A 17,487-nucleotide genomic window follows, 5' to 3' on the forward strand; every position below is an offset into this window, starting at 1 on the left:
TATGTTAATTGATAAAAACATACAGATTGTATGTTTATTTTCGCGAAAGGGAAAGAGATGAAAACGACCAGCTACTATCCCGTGATCATGACCGACGACGTTGCCGGTACCGCCGCCTTCTACGAGACCCATTTCAAGTTCGAAGCCCTCTTCGACAGCGGTTGGTACATCCATCTCCAGTCCAAGGAAGACGAGAAGGTGACGCTCGCCGTGCTCGACGGCGCGCATTCGACGATCCCTGCCGTCGGCCGCGGCAAGGTCTCAGGCCTGCTGTTGAACTTCGAGGTGGAGGATGTCGATGCCGTCTACGACGCTCTGCGCGCCGCGCGCCTTCCGATCCTGCTCGATCTCCGCGACGAGGATTTTGGCCAGCGCCATTTCATCACCGCCGATCCGAACGGCGTGCTGATCGACGTCATTAAACCGATCCCGCCGAAGGGCGAGTATGTCGCGCTTTACGAAGCGTCAGTTCTGCCGCAGTGAGAAGCCTGGATCCTTGCGGCTCAAGGCCTTGTGGAGATGCACCATGAGGCCGGCGGCGAAGAGCGGGGTCAGCAGGTTGACGATCGGGACCGCGAGGAACGCGGCGATAAGCAGGCCGGCAAGAAGAACCGTGGAGGCGTGTTTAGCCCGAAACAGCCGCGCCTCCGCAGGGGTCCGGTAGCGCATCGCCGCGAACTCGAAAAATTCCCGGCCGAGCAGGTAGCCGTTGACCAGGAAGAAGGCGACGAGGTTGACGCCGGGAATGAACAGCAGGAACAGTGCGATGAGGTTGCCGAGGATGACGATACCGAGGAATTTGATCGAGCCTGCAATCGCCTGTCCAAGCGGCAATGCCGTGCCCGGTGTTTCCGTCGGGTAGTCGCGCTTCTCGATGACCTCGGCGACATCGTCGAGGAAGAAGCCGGCGATGATGGCCGTCACGGGCGCCAGCAGCAACGCGAGGCCCAGCGCCAGGCCAAGGCTTGCGATGATGCCGAAGACGAAGGTGAGCCAGCCGGCCCATTCCGGCAGGTCGGGCATGACGGCCCCTTGCAGCCAAGGCCAGGCGAAGGCGACAAAACTCTCCCGCAGGCCGAACCAGATGACGACGAGGGCGAGAAGCGTGAGCCCGATGACCTTCCAGAAGACGCCGCGCGTCTCGGGAGCGAAGAGATTGCTAAGCGAGAGCCGGGCAGCGTTGAAGATCATCGGTAACTCCTGTTGGCCTACAGCGACCTTTGCGCGCCATAAATGACGCGCAAAGGTCGCTGCGGTGCTTTTTACTGCGTGCATACCCCCGGAAATCGATTCCGATTTACGGGGGTATGCGGCAGGCATGTAGGGTGTGGAAAAGCGCCCGGCAAGGCAGGAGGTTATGGCCGCCCATTAAGCCTGCGTTAAATGACCCAACCTAGACTTTCGCGTACACGCACGACGCCGTGCGGCCCAAGAAAATCAGGGAACTGTCATGCGTAATGTCCGGATCAGCAGGCTCCTGCCCGCGCTCTTCGTCCTCATGGTCGTCTTGGGTGCCCTGCAAGGCGCCGTCGCCTTCCGCTCGCTGTCGACGATGACCGGTCATATCGAGCGTATCGGCGCGGAACGCATGCCGCAGATGAGCAGCATCCTGCAGCTGAGCCACGCCTTCTCCGAACTCAACGCGACCTATTCCGAACACCTGCTGTCGATGGACCCGGACGAGATCGGCCGCATCGAGGCGCGCATCAAGGAGCGCGCCGATGCCTTTGCCGGCATGGTCGACAGCTATGGCGCCGCCAACAGCGGCGATGCGGCGACGGTAACGGAAGTCGACAGCATCAAGGCGACGCTGAAGACCTATATCGACGAGTCGGCAAAGCTCATCCAGTTTTCCGCCATCGCCGCCAAGGGGCCGGCGCTGGAAGTCTACAAGGGGCCGATGCAGGCGAGTGCCGACGCGATCACCGCATCGCTCAACGATCTCGTCGCCCGCACGCAAAAGGTCACCGAAGAGACGATCCTTGCCGCGCATAGCGAGGAAGGCTCTGCCTTCGCCCTGACCTGGGCGTCGCTTGCCGTTGCGATGGGCATCGCGATCGCCGCCATCTTCCTGGTCAACCGCCGCGTGGTGAAGCCGCTGAATGGCCTCGGGGCGGCGATGAAGCGCTTGGCCGGCGGCGACACGACCGTCACGATCCCGCACGCCGACCGCACGGACGAAATCGGCGAGATGGCAGGCACCGTCGCCATCTTCCGCGACAATGCCGCCGAGCGCCAGCGCCTGGAACGTCAGAGCGAAGACGACCGCCGCCGGGCGGACGGCGAGCGCCAGGCCCGCGAGGCCGAGCGCACCCGCGACAGCGGCCGCGTGCAGGAGGCTGTCGCAAGCCTCGCCGACGCGCTCGGCAAGCTTGCTGCCGGCGACATGACGTGCCGCATCGAGCAGCCGTTCGATGGCGATCTCGACCGGCTGCGTGAGGATTTCAACGCCTCCGTCTCACGCCTCAGCGATGCGCTGCGCGAAGTCGGCGAGAATGCCCGGGCGATCGATGCCGGTGCCAGCCAGATCCGTGCCGCTGCCGATGACCTGTCGCGCCGCACCGAGCAGCAGGCCGCCTCCGTCGAGGAGACGGCCGCAGCACTCGAACAGATCACGACGACAGTCCGGGATTCGACCAAGCGGGCGGAAGAGGCGGGCGCGCTCGTCGGCCGCACCCGCTCCGGCGCCGAAAAATCCGGCGAGATCGTGCGCCGTGCCGTTGCCGCGATGCAGGAAATCGAAAAGTCCTCGAGCGAAATCACCAGCATCATCGGGGTCATCGACGACATCGCCTTCCAGACCAACCTGCTCGCGTTGAACGCTGGCGTCGAAGCGGCGCGTGCCGGCGAGGCCGGCAAGGGTTTTGCCGTCGTTGCACAGGAAGTCCGCGAGCTTGCCCAGCGCTCGGCCAAGGCCGCCAAGGAAATCAAGACGCTGATCAACACGTCCGGCGAGCAGGTGCGCACCGGCGTGTCGCTCGTCGGCGATACGGGCCGCTCGCTCCAGACCATCGTCACCGAGGTGCAGGAGATCAACAGCCACGTGCAGGCGATCGTCGAGGCTGCGCGCGAACAATCGACCGGCCTTCAGGAAATCAACACCGCCGTCAACGCGATGGATCAGGGCACCCAGAAGAATGCCGCAATGGTCGAGGAAACGACGGCGGCAAGCCACGGCCTCGCCTCGGAAGTGCAGGCGTTGAACGCGCTTATCGGCCGCTTCAACGTCGGCGGCAACACGGCGGCGGGCCACAGCAGGCAGGCCCCCCACCTCCACGTCGTGCCGTCCACTCCGGCGGCACCACCCATTGCCCCGGCGCCCACGCTCGTCCGCAAGTCGCCCGGCCAGTGGAACGTCAAGCCGGCCGGCAGCGGTGCGCGCCCGGTCAGCTCGCCGGCGCTCGCGCTCAGCGAAAAACTGGCCGGAGCACTCGGCGTTCGCCAGGACAAAGGGCCGGATGGCGACTGGGAAGAGTTTTGATAAATCGGTAGGCTAAGCGCTACGCTCCGCTGTCTTCCGGCGGATAGGCGTGCGTCTCGCCGCGGAAATCGCGCACGCGGAAACAGCCGTCATCCGCCTCTTCGGCGGCAAGCGAATCCGCCCTTACCTTGCCGTATCCGCCGGGAATATCGAGGATGTAGGTCGGCTGGCAGAGGCCGGAAACGCGACCGCGCAGGCTTTCCACCAGTGCCCGGCCTTCCGCGAGCGTCAGGCGGAAATGCGACGTGCCGGGCGCAAGGTCAGGGTGGTGCAGGTAGTAGGGTTTGATGCGGTTCTCGACGAAGGTGCGCATCAGCTCCGAAAGCACCGCCGCGTCGTCGTTGATGCCCTTCAGAAGCACCGTCTGGCTGATCATCACGATGCCGGCTTCGACGATCCGGGCGATGGCGTCGCGGGCATCCGGCGTGAATTCACGCGGGTGGTTGGCATGGAGCGCGACATAGGTCGTCTTGCCGGAGGCTTTCAGGGCCGCAATGAGGGCGGCATCGATGCGCGCGGGATCGACCACGGGCACGCGGGTATGGAAACGCACGATCTTCACATGCGGGATCGTCGCCAGGCGCTCCATGATGGCATGCAAGCGGCGTGGGGAGAGCACGAGCGGATCGCCGCCCGTCAGGATCACCTCCCAGATTTCCGGGCGTTCGGCGATGTAGGCGATGGCCGTATCGAGCGCCTTGGCGGACAGGGTACCGAGGCCCTCCGGCCCGACCATTTCGCGACGGAAGCAGAAGCGGCAATAGACCGGGCAGACATGCACCGCCTTCAGCAGCACGCGGTCGGGATAGCGATGCACGATGCCCTCGACGGGGCTGTGCGCAAGGTCGCCGATCGGGTCGGCGCGCTCCTCCGGCAGTGTCACGAGTTCGGCGGCATCGGGGATGAATTGCCGGGCGATCGGGTCGAGCGGATCGGTGGCATCCATCAGCGAGACAAGCGGCGGCGTGACGGCGACGGCATAACGCTCGGCAACGGCGGTGGCGTCGGCACGCTTCGCCTCGGCAATGAGGCCGGCGTCAACGAGTTCGGCGACCGTCGTCAGGCTGTGCGCCGCCGTCATGGTGCGGTCTCCGCAACGGGCGCCCAGATCACTTGGTCGATGCGCGCTGCCCCGGTCGCCAGCATGACCAGCCGGTCGAAGCCGAGCGCGATGCCGCTCGCCTCCGGCATAATGGCAAGGGCGGCCAAAAAGTCCTCGTCGAGCGGATAGGTTTCGCCGTAGACCCGCGCCTTCTCCGCCATTTCCAGCTCGAAGCGGCGACGCTGTTCGGCGGCGTCCGTCAGTTCGCCGAAGGCATTGGCAAGTTCGACGCCGCAGGCATAGAGTTCGAACCGTTCGGCAACGCGGCGGTCATGCGGCGCGGGGCGGGCGAGGGCGGCTTCCGCGACCGGATATTCGCACAGGATGGTGGCGCGGCCGAAGCCGAGTTCCGGCTCCACCTTCTCCACCAGCACGCGGCTGAACAGGTCGGCCCAGGTGTCGTCCTCTGCAACGCGCAGGCCCGCGACCTCCATGGCCGAGGCGAGGCGCTGCCGGTCCGTCGAACCATCGGGGTCGATCGAGGCGAGCAGGTCGATGCCGGCATGGCGTTGGAAGGCGTCCGCTACGGTCAGCCGCTCCGGGGCCAGGGTGGGGTCGCAGGTCGCGCCGCGGTATGTCAGCAACGCAGCTCCCGTGATATCGGCGGCAAGCGCCAGCATCTCCGCGCAATCCGCCATCAGCGCGTCATAGGTTTCGCCGGCCCGGTACCATTCCAACATGGTGAATTCCGGGTGGTGCAGTGGCCCGCGCTCGCGGTTGCGGTAGACATGGGCGAAGCAGGCGATGCGCGACTCGCCGGCCGCCAGAATCTTCTTGCAGGCGAATTCCGGCGAGGTGTGCAGGTAGAGCGGCGTTTCGGCACCGGAATGACCGATCGCGGCGGTCTGGAAGGCGTGCAGATGCGCCTCGTTGCCGGGCGAGACCTGCAGCGTCGCCGTATCCACCTCGACAAAATCGTGGCTGGCAAACCAGCCCCGCAACGCCGCCTGGATGCGGTTTCGCGCCATCAGGAACGGCCGGCGATCGGCATGGACGTCGGGCGTCCACCAGGGTGAGGGTTTTTGGCTTGTGGCGCGCATGTGACAGGTTTCTTCGGCCATACCGGCGGACAGACTGGTCTTTTGCCGGAATATAGGATAGTTGCGGCCCCGAATACGCTTTTTCAGCGTCCGGGAAGGCGTCTCAAGACGGTCCTCTACGACGCGATCCATCCACTTACAAGGAAGACTTATGGTAAAGATCATCGCCTCTTCCGTCCGCAAGGGCAATGTCCTCGAGGTCGAAGGCAAGCTCTATGTCGTGCTGACGGCGCAGAACTTCCACCCGGGCAAGGGCACGCCGGTCACCCAGGTCGACATGCGCCGCATTTCCGACGGCGTGAAGGTTTCCGAACGCTACCGCACGACCGAGCAGGTTGAGCGCGCTTTCGTCGAGGACAGCGAGCACAACTTCCTCTACCAGGACGGCGACGGCTTCCACTTCATGAACCCGCAGAGCTACGACCAGCTCACCATGTCGGTCGAGGATATCGGCGACCTGAAGGCCTATCTGCAGGAAGGCATGACGGTCGTGCTGTCGGTTTACGAAGGCGTGGCGATCGCCATCGACCTGCCGCGCCACGTCACGCTCGAGATCATGGAGACCGAGCCGGTCGTCAAGGGCCAGACCGCATCGTCCTCCTACAAGCCGGCGATCCTGTCGAACGGCATCCGCACGCTGGTGCCGCCGCATATCTCGGCCGGCACGCGCGTCGTCATCGCGACGGAAGACGGCTCCTACGTGGAACGCGCCAAGGATTGATTTGCCGAACGGCAAATTTTCAAGCCGCCTGCCGGAAAACGGTGAGGCGGCTTTTTTCTTTCAACTTGCGAAAAATCCGTTAAGACCAAATCCCGGCTCTTACTAACGGATACGGGAATCCCGCATGACCAAATTCGACGTGCTGACGGTTGGCAACGCCATCGTCGACATCATTGCGCGCTGCGACGAAAACTTCATCACGGACAATGGCATCATCAAGGGCGCGATGAACCTCATCGACGCCGAGCGCGCCGAACTGCTCTATTCCCGCATGGGCCCAGCGCTCGAAGCCTCCGGCGGCAGCGCCGGCAACACGGCATCCGGTGTCGCGAGCTTCGGTGGCCGCGCCGCCTATTTCGGCAAGATCGCCAAGGACCAGCTCGGCGACATCTTCATCCACGACATCCGTGCCCAGGGCGTGCATTTCGAGACGAAGCCGCTGGCCGGCCCGCCGCCGACCGCCCGCTCGATGATTTTCGTCACGCCCGACGGCGAACGCTCGATGAACACCTATCTCGGCGCCTGCGTCGAGCTTGGGCCGGAAGACGTCGAAGAAGATGTCGTGGCCGAAGCCAAGGTCACCTATTTCGAGGGTTATCTGTGGGATCCGCCGCGTGCCAAGGATGCGATCCGTGAATGCGCCCGCATCGCCCATGCCCATGGCCGCGAAGTCTCGATGACGCTCTCCGACAGTTTCTGCGTGCACCGCTACCGCAGCGAATTCCTGGATCTCATGCGCTCCGGCACGATCGACATCGTGTTCGCCAACAAGGCGGAAGCCTTGGCGCTCTACGAGACCGAGGATTTCGAGGAGGCGCTGACGCGCATCGCTGAGGATTGCCGCCTGGCGGCCGTGACGATGAGCGAGGAAGGTTCGGTCATCCTGACGAAGGGCGAGCGCACCAAGGTTGAAGCGATCAGCATTCCGAGCGTCGTCGATACGACGGGCGCGGGCGATCTCTATGCTGCCGGCTTCCTCTACGGCTATACGGCCGGGCGCTCGCTTGCCGATTGCGGCAAGCTCGGCAGCCTTGCCGCCGGCCTGGTCATCCAGCAGGTCGGACCCCGTCCGCTGCTGTCGCTGGCGGACGAGGCAAAGAAGGTCGGCCTTATTTAAAGGCCTCGCCCGGATAGGCGCCCCAGATCTCGTTCTGCGAGACCCAGCCCGCCGTGCCGTCCACTTCGGCACGGCACCAGTCGCCGTTGCATTCGCCGACCTTGACGACGACGCCAGGCTGGATTCTGGCGATGAGCGTCGAGTTCGGCATGCCTTCGCGGCGCATGTTCACATAGATGTCTTCGCCCTTGCCGCGCATCCATGGCGCGGTCACGGCGGTGCGCTCGCCCGAAAGCAGCGCCTGGTTGACCCAGCCCTCCGTGCCGTCGGCATCGCGAATGCGGCGCCAATTGTCATATTCCTGGATGATTTCGACCGGCACGCCGGACTTGAGATAACGCCAGGCCACGGCATAATCGACGCTCGGGCCGACGCGCAGGTTGACGCTCTTTGCCTTGAGGCTGACGAAGCGCGGCAGCGGCAGGCCGCTTGGCCCCTTGGCTGCCTGGGCATGGGCGGACTGCAGGCCCGCGACCGAAACGAGGATGCCCGCAAGGGCGACAAGACTGAGACGAACGACAAGGTTACGCATGGAGAACCCGCACAAACTGAAGAGGGCATCGGGCTGCCGAACCGGTGCGGAGTGGCAAATCGCGGGAACCGCTGTTTGGGCGGATTGTCTTCGCGACCGGGTCTGGTAGAAAATGCCCCTGATGAAGCAATCCTTGCCCAACTTGGTTAAGGACCCGTCAACAGGACGCCGGAACATCCCATGACCCAGAAGAAAAAACCGAAGGTCTATATCACCCGCCGCCTGCCCGAGGTCGTGGAGACCCGGATGCGCGAACTGTTCGACGCGGAACTCAACATCGACGACACGCCGCGCAGCCAGCCCGAGCTCGTCGCCGCGGTCAAATCGGCGGACGTCCTGGTGCCGACGCTGACTGACCGGATCGACGCCGCGCTCATCGAGCAGGCCGGGCCGCAGCTGAAACTGATCGCCTGCTTTTCCAACGGCGTCGATAATGTCGACGTGGAGGCGGCCGCCCGGCGCGGCATTACCGTCACCAACACGCCGAACGTCCTGACCGAAGACACGGCCGACATGACGATGGCGCTCATCCTCGCAGCCCCCCGCAGGCTTGCGGAAGGTGCGCGCATCCTGACGGACCGCAAGGGCGAATGGGCCGGCTGGTCGCCGACCTGGATGCTCGGCCGGCGCATCTGGGGCAAGCGCCTCGGCATCGTCGGCATGGGCCGCATCGGCACCGCCGTCGCCAAGCGCGCCAAGGCCTTCGGCCTGTCCATCCACTATCACAACCGCCACCGCGTGCGCCCGGACACGGAAGACGCGCTGGAAGCGACCTATTGGGACAGCCTCGACCAGATGCTCGCCCGTGTCGACATCGTCTCGGTCAATTGCCCCTCGACGCCGGCGACCTACCACCTGCTCTCCGCCCGCCGGCTCGAGCTGATGCAGCCGTCGAGCTACATCGTCAACACGGCGCGCGGCGGCATCATCGACGAAACGGCGCTGATCAAGTGCCTGCGCGAGGGCAAGATTGCCGGTGCCGGCCTCGACGTGTTCGAGAACGAGCCGGCGGTCAATCCGAAGCTCTTGAAGCTTGCCACCGAGGGCAAGGTCGTGCTGTTGCCGCATATGAGCTCGGCGACGCTCGAAGGCCGCATCGACATGGGCGAGAAGGTGGTGATCAACATCCGCACTTTCTTCGACGGCCACCGCCCGCCGGATCGCGTGCTGCCGAGCCGGGTCTAGGCGAGTGTCTTGCGCATCTCGATCGAGGTGGGCCGGGTAAAACCGGGATGGGCATTTTCGGCCGTCCTGACGAAGCCCCACCGCGCAAAGACGGCATGATTTTCGACAAGTTCGATGCGCGTCTCTAGGCGAAGCGCCGGCAGATGCCGTTCGCGGGCGAGCGCCTCCGCTGTTTCCAGCAACAGCCGCCCGATGCCCCTGCCTTGAAAGGCCGGCCTGACCGCAAGCTTGCCGATGTAGAGCGATCCGGCCTCCGGACGACAGAAGATGCAGCCGAGCAGCGTTTCGCCCTGCAGAGCCACGGAGGCGATTTCCGCGCGTGCCTTGGCGGCGAGCGAGGCTGCTGTCATCCGGTGTGCGGAAGACGGCGGATCGATGATGCCGTCCATGTAGGCGAAGGCGTCAAGGACGAGCGACAGCAGATCATCCCAGCGGCCGAAATAAGGATCGATCCGGATGATCTCCGTCATGTGCCGGTGGTTCGCCGCCGGGCATATTTCAGCGTCTCGAACCTTGCTGCCAGCCCGTCATAGAGCATCAGGCGGCCGACCAGCGGCTCTCCGGCACCGGTGACGAGCTTGATCACCTCCATTGCCATCAGCGTGCCGATGACGCCCGTCAGCGCGCCGACGATGCCGGCTTCCGCGCAGGCCGGCACGACGCCCGGCGGCGGGGCGGACGGGAAAAGATCGCGGTAGCCGGGGTTAAGGCGGCCATCCGCGGATTGCTCATAGGGTTTCAGCACGGTCAGCGAGCCATCGAACCGGCCGACGGCGCCGGTGATGAGCGGAATGCGCGCGGCTTCGGCCGCGTCGGCGGAGGCATAGCGCGTGTCGAAATTGTCCGAACCGTCGACAAGGATGTCGTATCCGGCAAGCAGTGACGCAGCGTTGTCCGTTGTCAGCCGCTCGGCGATACCGCTAAAGCGCACATGCGGATTGAGGCGGGTGACGGCGGTCTCGGCGCTGGCAATCTTCGCCATGCCGATGCCGGCGGTGTCGTGGATGATCTGGCGCTGGAGATTGGAGAGCGACACCGTGTCGTCGTCGAGCACGCCGATATGGCCGATGCCGGCGGCGGCGAGATACTGGATGACGGGTGCGCCGAGGCCGCCGGCGCCGATGATCAGCACGTTCGCCTGCTTGAGCTTCTGTTGGCCGGCGCCGCCGATTTCGGCGAGCACGATGTGGCGGCGGTAGCGGTCGATCTCTGCCGCGCTCAGGGGATCGGTCATGTCACAATGCCTCCATTCGAGACGGTGAGAAACTGCGCGCGGCCGCCGAGCGCGTCGAACATCGACCGGTCGGTGCCGGTCATGAAGGCCTGGCCGCCGAGTGCGTCGACCCGGTCGAACAGGGCGGCGCGCCGGCCCTCGTCGAGATGGGCGGCGATCTCGTCGAGCAGCAGCACCGGGGCATGGCCGGTCATGCCGCCGACGAGGCCGGCATGGGCGAGGATGAGGCCGACGAGCAGCGCCTTCTGCTCGCCCGTTGAGCAGCGCTCCGCCTCCATGTCCTTCTCGCGGTGGCGGATGAGGAGGTCGGCGCGGTGCGGGCCATCCAGCGTGCGGCCGGCGGCCGCGTCGCGGTAGCGCCCGCTTCGCAGCATGTCGAGATAGATGTCTTCGATCTCGTAGGCGGGCCGTTGCCATTCGTCGTCGAGAAAGCCGGAAAGCCGCATCGTTGCGGAGGGGAACGGCCCGTCGTCGCGCGCCGCCTCCACGAGACCGGACAGCAGGCCGACGAGTTCGTAGCGGGCATGCGCCATGGCGATGCCGAGTTCGGCCATCTGCTTTTCCAGCGCCGTCAGCCAGGCGGGGTCGGGTCGTGGCTCAGAGAGCAGCCGGTTGCGGCCGCGCATGGCCTTTTCGAAATCCGCCGCGCGCCGGCCGTGTTCGGGATCGAGCGACAGCACGAGCCGGTCGAGGAAGCGGCGGCGGTCGGCGGAGGGGCCGGTGAACAGGCCGTCCATGGAGGGCGTCAGCCATACGACGCGCAGATGGTCGAGCAACTCGTCGACGGTGCGGGCCGGTGTACCGTTCAGCCGGAGCTTTCGCGCCTGCCCCTCGTCGCCGCCTTCCGTGCCGGTGCCGATATCGACCTCGTCCATCATGCCGTCGACCGTCGCGAAGATGGAGAAGCCGGCCTCGGCGCCGGCGCGCACGACGTCGCCATAGGCGGCGCGGCGCAGGCCGCGACCGGGCGAGAGCAGGGAGACCGCCTCCATCAGGTTGGTCTTGCCGGCACCGTTCTGCCCGGTCAGCACGACATGCCGGCCGTCGAGCGGCAGCGACAGGCCCGCATAGTTGCGGAAATCCGTGAGCTTGAGGCGGGAGAGCGAAACCTTGTGCGGCATGGGGCCAGAGCTAGAGCATTTTTCCGCCAAGGGGAATCACCTCCCGGCGCATAAATCGGGCAACAACAGAAAGATGCGGCAACCTGTCGAGCCGCGTCAGGGCCATAGATGGGTGTTGTGCACGGCGAAGGCAAATGCCGGTCGACGGACACGATGGCGTGAGAGCGGTTGCCTGTGCGGCCGGGAGGGGGTAATCGAAAGATCCCGCCCGCGCGTTCCGCATCCTCCCCTTCCAGTTCGCAGGTCATCCCTTGTCTTCTTCCGCTCGCCCCGTTTTCGACCGCACCTTCTCCGCCTTCCTCTTCGACATGGACGGCACGATCATCAACTCCATCCCGGCGACGGAGCGGGTGTGGAGCAACTGGGCGCGCAAGCACGGTCTCGACGTCGCGACCTTCCTGCCGACCATGCACGGCGTGCGCGGCATCGATACGATCACGCGCCTCGGCCTGCCGGGCGTCGATCCGGTCGCGGAAGCAAAGGAGGTCGAGCAGCAGGAGATGGACGACGTCGAGGGTATCGTGCCGATTTCCGGCGCGATCGATTTTCTGAAGTCGCTTCCGGCCGGCCGCTGGGGCATCGTCACCTCCGCGCCGGTGGCGCTCGCCCGTCGCCGCCTCATGGCAACCGGCATCCCGTTGCCCGAGGTCATCGTGACGGCGGACGATGTGACCAAGGGCAAGCCGGCGCCGGATGGCTACCGGCTGGGCGCACAAAAGCTCGGATTTGATTCGGCCGATTGCCTGGTTTTCGAAGACGTGCCGGCTGGGATTCTTGCGGGCGAAGGGGCCGGCGCCCATGTCGTCGTCATGACGGCGACGCACCATCACCCGATCGAAACGGGCCATCCGCTGCTGCAAAACTACGATGGCGTGAGCGTCGAGCAGGACGCCGACGGCAAGCTCAGGCTGCTGCGCGCCGCAGGCTGAGCCGCGGCGCGCGACGTTTGAAGGCTTAGTGCGCCCCCGACATGTCGCCGAGCACGTCCTTCGATGCGACGGTGGAGTCGGCATTCAGCGTGTAGACCATCGGCACGCCGGTCGCGAGGTTGAGCTTCAGGATCTCTTCCTTCGTCAGCTTGTCGAGCACCATGACGAGCGAACGCAGCGAGTTGCCGTGCGCGGCAACGAGCACCTTTTCGCCGCGCAGTACGCGGGGCAGGATTTCCGTGAGATAGTAGGGCCAGACGCGGGCGCCTGTGTCGCGCAGGCTCTCGCCGCCCGGCGGCGGCACGTCATAGGAACGGCGCCAGATATGGACCTGCTCCTCGCCCCATTTTTCGCGGGCATCGTCCTTGTTGAGGCCGGAAAGGTCGCCGTAGTCGCGTTCGTTCAGCGCCTGGTCGCGGATCGTCTCGAGGCCCTGCTGGCCGATCTCGTCGAGAATGAGCGTCAGCGTCTTCTGGGCGCGGGAGAGGTCCGACGTGAATGCGATGTCGAACTTGATGCCGGTCTCGGCGATCGCCTTGCCGCCGGTCTTGGCCTCTTCGACGCCGAGCGCCGTCAGGTCCGGATCACGCCAGCCGGTGAAGAGATTTTTCAGGTTCCATTCGCTCTGGCCGTGGCGAACGAGGACGAGGGTTCCGCTCATATGGTCTGTCTCCCGAGTGTTGGATTTCAGTTGAGCCCGAGCACGTCGAGCATGGAATAGAGGCCGGGTTTCCTGTCGCGCGCCCAGAGCGCCGCCTGCACCGCGCCGCGCGCAAAAATCGAGCGGTCGGTCGCGCTGTGCGACAGCGTCACCATCTCGCCTTCGCCGGCTATCATCACCGAGTGGTCGCCGATGACCGAGCCGCCGCGCAGCGTCGCAAAGCCGATCGTGCCGGCGGGGCGCGGGCCGGTATGGCCGTCGCGCACGCGCACGGAATTCTCGGCAAGTGAAATGCCGCGGCCCTTGGCGGCGGCATTGCCGAGCAGCAGTGCGGTGCCGGAGGGCGCGTCGACCTTGTGCTTGTGGTGCATTTCCAGCACTTCGATGTCCCAGTCGGTAGGGCCAAGCGCCCGCGCGGCGGTTTCCGTCAGCACGCCGAGCAGGTTGACGCCGAGGCTCATATTGCCGGACTTGACGATGCGGGCATGGCGGGCGGCGGCCTTGATCTTCTCGTCATCCGCGGCCGAGCAGCCGGTGGTGCCGATCACATGCACGATGCGCGCCTGGGCGGCGAGGCCGGAAAATTCGATAGATGCCGCCGGTGCGGTGAAGTCGAGCACGCCTTCTGCCGCGACGAAGGCTTCCAGTGGCTTGTCGGTGATCTTGACGCCGATCGGGCCGAGGCCGGCCAGTTCCCCGGCATCACGGCCGATGAAGGGCGAGCCCTCGCGTTCGATCGCGGCAAACACCTCCGCGCCCTCGATGGCATGGATCGTCCGGATCAGCGTCTGGCCCATGCGGCCCGCAGCGCCCACGACGACCAGCTTCATTGCGTTGCCGCTCATTGTCCCGTCCCTACTGTCTGGAGCGCATGCACGCTCCTTACTTTTGTTTTCACGCAATCCCGAACGCAAAACCGCGCAACGCTTTTGCTGGAACTGCTCTACTTGCCGGTGATGCCTGCCGGTGCCTGGAGGCTGTTGAGGCGAGCGTAAAGGCCGTTGTCGCGGCCCGCAAGCGCCTCATGCGAGCCCTCCTCGGCGACCTTGCCGTCCTGCATCACGATGATCTTGTCGGCGCGCACGACCGTCGACAGCCGGTGCGCGATGACGACGACGGTGCGCCCGCTCATCGCTTCGTCCAGCGCCTTCTGCACGGCCTGTTCCGATTCGGTGTCGAGTGCCGAGGTTGCCTCGTCGAGCAGCAGGATCGGCGCATTGCGGACCAGCGCGCGGGCGATCGACAGCCGCTGGCGCTGGCCGCCGGAAAGCGTCACGCCGTTTTCGCCGACGGGCGTCTCGTAACCGAGCGGCTGGGCAAGGATGAAATCGTGCGCATAGGCGTGGCGCGCGGCTTCCTCGATGTCCGCGTCCGTCGCGTCCGGGCGACCGTAGCGGATGTTGTCGCGGATCGTGCCTTCGAACAGGTAGGGCTGCTGCGAAACGTAGGCGATGGCGTTCCTGAGCGACTGCTTGGTGACATGGGCGATGTCCTGGCCATCGATCAGGATCTCGCCCTCTACCGGATCGTAGAAGCGCGGAATGAGGCTGATCACCGTCGACTTGCCGGCGCCGGATGGGCCGACGAGCGCGGTCGTCTTGCCGCCCTCGGCGGTGAAGGTCACGCCCTTCAGGATCGTCTCGGTCTCCGAATAGCCGAAGCGCACATTCTGGAAGGTGATCGTGGCGTCGGAGATGTCGAGCGGCTTGGCATCTGCACGGTCCGCCTGGCGCGGCTGCAGGTCGAGGATCTCGTAGATCATCCGGGCGTTCACGACTGCGCGCTCCATCGAGACCTGCAGGCGGGCAAGGCGCTTGGCCGGGTCATAGGCCATCAGCAGGGCCGTCACGAAGGAGAAGAAGGCACCCGGCAGCACGCCGCCATAGATCGAGCGGTAGGCCGCATAGGCGAGCACGCCGGAAATGGCAAAGCCGGCGAAGGTTTCGGTCATCGGCGCGGTGCGCTCGGTCAGCCGCGCGATGCGGTTGGAGCGGCTCTCGGCCCGGTCGATGATGCCCTCGACCTTCGTCCTGAGCTGGCCCTCCATGGTGAAGGCCTTGACGATGGCGATGCCCTGGATGGTTTCCTGCATGGCGCCGAGAACGTGGCTGTTGAGCTCGACGGATTCGCGTGTCGCGCTGCGCAGGCGCCTGGAAACATAACGCAGGCCGAGGATCAGCGGCGGCGCGATGACGAAGACGATCAGCGTCAGCAGCCAGTCCTTGGAGATCATCACGCCGATGAGGGCGACGAGGGTCAGGAAATCGCGGGCGACGGAGGTCACCGTCATATTGAGCACGTCGCGGATGCCCGTGACGTTCTGGCTGATCTGGGCGGCAAGGTAGGCCGAGCGCGACTCGTTGAAAAAGCCGACGCTGAGCGCCATCAGATGCGAATAGAGGCGTCGCTGGTAACGCGCGACGATGTTGTTGCCGATCTTCGACAGGATGACGGCCTGGAAATAGGTGGCAAAGCCGCGCAGCACGAAGGCAATGAAGATCGAGACGCAGATGATGGCGACGAGGTCGGCGCGCTTGTTGGCGAAGGCCTCGTTGACTACCGCTTCCATGATCCAGGCGGTAAAGCCGGTCGTGCCGGCAACGACGGCCAGGCAAAGAATGGCGATCACATAGCCGCGGACGTGCTCGCGGCCATTTTCGGCGATGATGCGCTTGAGCACGGTGGCGACGGTGTCGGAGCTGACATGGGGGCGCTCGGTTCGACTCTTATCGGCCAATAATCTGACTTTCCTGCACGGTCTCGACCGGCCTGAGCCGATCTGTTGGCCGCTCTATAGGACGCCGGCCCCCCTTTGGCGAGTCCGCGACGCCCCGAAGCGCCGTCCGGTGCCTCACCTTTTCCAGTGGCGTCCCTCGGTTGCAACACCAAAACGGTCCGGCATGCGCGCGAAGGCGGCAAGACCGGCCAGGGCCGCGACCGGGTGGGTGACCACATATGTCGGGATCGATTTCAAGAGCGCGCTGTGCGGTGCCTTGTCCTCGAAAGCGGCGCGGAACTCCGGTCCGCGCAGCGCGGGCAGGATTTTTTGCGAGATGCCGCCGGCGAGGAACACGCCGCCTTTCGCCATGAAGATCATCGCCATGTCGCCGGCGACGCGGCCGAGATAGGTCGAAAACAGCGAGACGGTCTCGATTGCCGCGCGGTCCTCCTGCGCCAGCGCCTTGGATGTCACGTCGGCAGGCGTGGCGAGCGGCGCGTCGACGCCGTCGGCGGCGGATATGGCGCGGTAGATGTTCATGATGCCGCGGCCGCACAGCAGCTGCTCGGCGGAGATGCGGCCCTCGATCGGCTCCAGGAACGGCCAGATCTGGTAGTCGCGCTCGCTGCGTGGGCCGACATCCACATGGCCGCCCTCGCCGGGAACCGGGAACCAGGTGTGGCGGGCATGGACGAGGCCGGCAACGCCGAGCCCGGTGCCGGGGCCGAGCACGGCGCGCGAGGCGGCGTTGCGCTCGATGCCGGGGCCGATTTTTTCGCGGTCGCCCTCGCCGAGCGAGGCGGTGGCAAGCGCCTGCGCCTCGAAATCGTTGACGAGCAGCACATCCTCGAAGCCGAGATTGGCGATCATGTCGCGCGGCCGCACCACCCAGGGGCAGTTGGTCAAGGGCACTTCGTCGCCCTCGATCGGGCCGGCGAGCGCCAGGATCGCCGAGCGCGGCTGGACCGAGCTCTTGTCGAGGATGCACTGCTGGAGCGCATCGTCGATATTGGCAAAGTCGGCAGTCTGGACGATCGGAAACTGTTTCGGCTCGGCGAAGACGTCGACCAGCAGCGCGAAACGCGCATTGGTGCCGCCGATATCGCCGACGAGGATGGGGAAGGGGAGGTTCGTTTCGTTGTCGCTCGGCCTTGCCATCAAGCTGTCCCGTTCTTTTCGCGTGGATGTGCTGCTTTTCGCCTATCTGCGGCAAAGGTTGCCGTCAATCGCCGGCAAAGTCGAGCAGGTGTTCGGCCGTCGCGCGGTTCAGCGCCATCGGAATGTCGTAGACGATGGCAAGCCGCATCAACGCCTTGACGTCCACGTCGTGCGGCATGGGGGTGAGCGGATCGACGAAGAAGATCAGGAGATCGACCTCGCCGGTCGCGATCAGTGCGCCGATCTGCTGGTCGCCGCCGAGCGGGCCGCTCTTCAGCCGGGTCACGTCGAGGCTGGGGCAGGCTTCCAGCACCCGGCCGCCGGTCGTGCCGGTGGCGACGATTCTTGCCTGCGCCAAGACCTTTTCGTTCTGCAGCGCGAAGGCCGCCATGTCGTCCTTCTTTTCATCATGCGCGATGAGCGCGATGCATTTCTGGCGCGACATGGGCGTTCCCCGAAGGTTTTAAATCGATTTGAACGCCTTATA

18 protein-coding genes are annotated in these 17,487 nt (G+C 65.3%); 6 read left to right on the plus strand and 12 right to left on the minus strand.

The features are described 5' to 3' along the window. Window positions 1-57 precede the first annotated feature (57 nt). Window positions 58-483, plus strand: coding sequence for a VOC family protein (locus AC1RT2_RS27270; RefSeq protein ID WP_493107036.1), 426 nt, complete (start codon window positions 58-60; stop codon window positions 481-483). Here the strand turns inward: AC1RT2_RS27270 and AC1RT2_RS27275 are convergent. Continuing rightward, a complete protein-coding gene (locus AC1RT2_RS27275; RefSeq protein ID WP_493107038.1) occupies window positions 466-1,191 on the minus strand; it encodes a sulfate transporter family protein in 726 nt (241 codons plus the stop codon). The two genes, AC1RT2_RS27270 and AC1RT2_RS27275, sit on opposite strands and share 18 nt — an antisense overlap. 259 nt (window positions 1,192-1,450) lie before the next feature. Between AC1RT2_RS27275 and AC1RT2_RS27280 the strand changes: the two genes are divergently transcribed. Next, complete coding sequence (locus AC1RT2_RS27280) at window positions 1,451-3,481, plus strand: HAMP domain-containing methyl-accepting chemotaxis protein (protein ID WP_493107040.1); 2,031 nt, start codon at window positions 1,451-1,453, stop codon at window positions 3,479-3,481. Window positions 3,482-3,500: 19 nt separating this feature from the next. Here AC1RT2_RS27280 and AC1RT2_RS27285 read toward each other — a convergent pair whose 3' ends face one another. Together AC1RT2_RS27285 and epmA are read right to left on the minus strand one after the other, a co-directional pair. Then, window positions 3,501-4,562: a lysine-2,3-aminomutase-like protein gene (locus tag AC1RT2_RS27285; protein ID WP_493107042.1), complete on the minus strand. Its 1,062-nt coding sequence runs from the start codon at window positions 4,560-4,562 to the stop codon at window positions 3,501-3,503. Further along, the gene (gene epmA, locus AC1RT2_RS27290; RefSeq protein WP_493107044.1) at window positions 4,559-5,623 is read right to left on the minus strand and encodes an EF-P lysine aminoacylase EpmA; all 1,065 of its coding nucleotides are present in this window, start codon (window positions 5,621-5,623) and stop codon (window positions 4,559-4,561) included. The genes AC1RT2_RS27285 and epmA overlap by 4 nt, the downstream gene beginning before the upstream one ends. 151 nt (window positions 5,624-5,774) lie before the next feature. Between epmA and efp the strand changes: the two genes are divergently transcribed. Both efp and AC1RT2_RS27300 read left to right on the plus strand, forming a co-directional pair. After that, the gene (gene efp / locus AC1RT2_RS27295) at window positions 5,775-6,344 is read left to right on the plus strand and encodes an elongation factor P (protein WP_069060425.1); all 570 of its coding nucleotides are present in this window, start codon (window positions 5,775-5,777) and stop codon (window positions 6,342-6,344) included. Between the two features lie 124 nt (window positions 6,345-6,468). Continuing rightward, window positions 6,469-7,461 carry an adenosine kinase gene (locus AC1RT2_RS27300; protein WP_493107046.1) on the plus strand — a complete coding sequence of 331 codons (993 nt, stop codon included), beginning with the start codon at window positions 6,469-6,471 and terminating at the stop codon, window positions 7,459-7,461. On the opposite strand, the gene AC1RT2_RS27305 is transcribed toward AC1RT2_RS27300, so the two are convergent. Next, on the minus strand, window positions 7,454-7,993 hold the full coding sequence (locus AC1RT2_RS27305; protein WP_493107048.1) for an SH3 domain-containing protein: 540 nt from the start codon (window positions 7,991-7,993) through the stop codon (window positions 7,454-7,456). The genes AC1RT2_RS27300 and AC1RT2_RS27305 overlap by 8 nt on opposite strands. A gap of 180 nt (window positions 7,994-8,173) precedes the next feature. Between AC1RT2_RS27305 and AC1RT2_RS27310 the strand changes: the two genes are divergently transcribed. After that, window positions 8,174-9,178, plus strand: a complete 1,005-nt coding sequence (locus AC1RT2_RS27310; RefSeq protein ID WP_069060422.1) for a 2-hydroxyacid dehydrogenase — start codon at window positions 8,174-8,176, stop codon at window positions 9,176-9,178. Here AC1RT2_RS27310 and AC1RT2_RS27315 read toward each other — a convergent pair. Genes AC1RT2_RS27315 through recF form a run of 3 tightly spaced genes read right to left on the minus strand, consistent with a single transcriptional unit; the run spans window position 9,175 to window position 11,533 of the window. Then, entirely contained in the window at window positions 9,175-9,648 is a 474-nt protein-coding gene (locus AC1RT2_RS27315; protein WP_493107050.1) for a GNAT family N-acetyltransferase, read from the minus strand. The two genes, AC1RT2_RS27310 and AC1RT2_RS27315, sit on opposite strands and share 4 nt — an antisense overlap. Next, complete coding sequence (moeB, locus tag AC1RT2_RS27320) at window positions 9,645-10,412, minus strand: molybdopterin-synthase adenylyltransferase MoeB (RefSeq protein ID WP_493107052.1); 768 nt, start codon at window positions 10,410-10,412, stop codon at window positions 9,645-9,647. The genes AC1RT2_RS27315 and moeB overlap by 4 nt, the downstream gene beginning before the upstream one ends. Next, entirely contained in the window at window positions 10,409-11,533 is a 1,125-nt protein-coding gene (recF, locus tag AC1RT2_RS27325; protein WP_493107054.1) for a DNA replication/repair protein RecF, read from the minus strand. Before recF ends, moeB begins: the two co-directional genes overlap by 4 nt. Before the next feature lie 251 nt (window positions 11,534-11,784). Between recF and AC1RT2_RS27330 the strand changes: the two genes are divergently transcribed. Further along, entirely contained in the window at window positions 11,785-12,462 is a 678-nt protein-coding gene (locus tag AC1RT2_RS27330) for an HAD family hydrolase (RefSeq protein WP_493107056.1), read from the plus strand. Window positions 12,463-12,487: 25 nt separating this feature from the next. Here AC1RT2_RS27330 and AC1RT2_RS27335 read toward each other — a convergent pair whose 3' ends face one another. The 5 genes from AC1RT2_RS27335 to AC1RT2_RS27355 form a co-directional block, all read right to left on the minus strand. Continuing rightward, on the minus strand, window positions 12,488-13,123 hold the full coding sequence (locus tag AC1RT2_RS27335) for a 2,3-bisphosphoglycerate-dependent phosphoglycerate mutase (protein ID WP_069060419.1): 636 nt from the start codon (window positions 13,121-13,123) through the stop codon (window positions 12,488-12,490). 26 nt (window positions 13,124-13,149) lie between these two features. Continuing rightward, window positions 13,150-13,968, minus strand: a complete 819-nt coding sequence (gene dapB, locus AC1RT2_RS27340) for a 4-hydroxy-tetrahydrodipicolinate reductase (protein ID WP_493107058.1) — start codon at window positions 13,966-13,968, stop codon at window positions 13,150-13,152. 98 nt (window positions 13,969-14,066) lie between these two features. After that, window positions 14,067-15,860, minus strand: a complete 1,794-nt coding sequence (locus tag AC1RT2_RS27345; RefSeq protein WP_493107060.1) for an ABC transporter ATP-binding protein — start codon at window positions 15,858-15,860, stop codon at window positions 14,067-14,069. A gap of 114 nt (window positions 15,861-15,974) precedes the next feature. After that, on the minus strand, window positions 15,975-17,000 hold the full coding sequence (locus AC1RT2_RS27350) for a glucokinase (protein WP_493107062.1): 1,026 nt from the start codon (window positions 16,998-17,000) through the stop codon (window positions 15,975-15,977). Between the two features lie 64 nt (window positions 17,001-17,064). Continuing rightward, a complete protein-coding gene (locus AC1RT2_RS27355) occupies window positions 17,065-17,445 on the minus strand; it encodes a methylglyoxal synthase (RefSeq protein ID WP_069060415.1) in 381 nt (126 codons plus the stop codon). Between the last annotated feature and the right edge of the window lie 42 nt (window positions 17,446-17,487).

This window comes from Shinella sp. GW821-FHT11G07 (assembly GCF_058808115.1).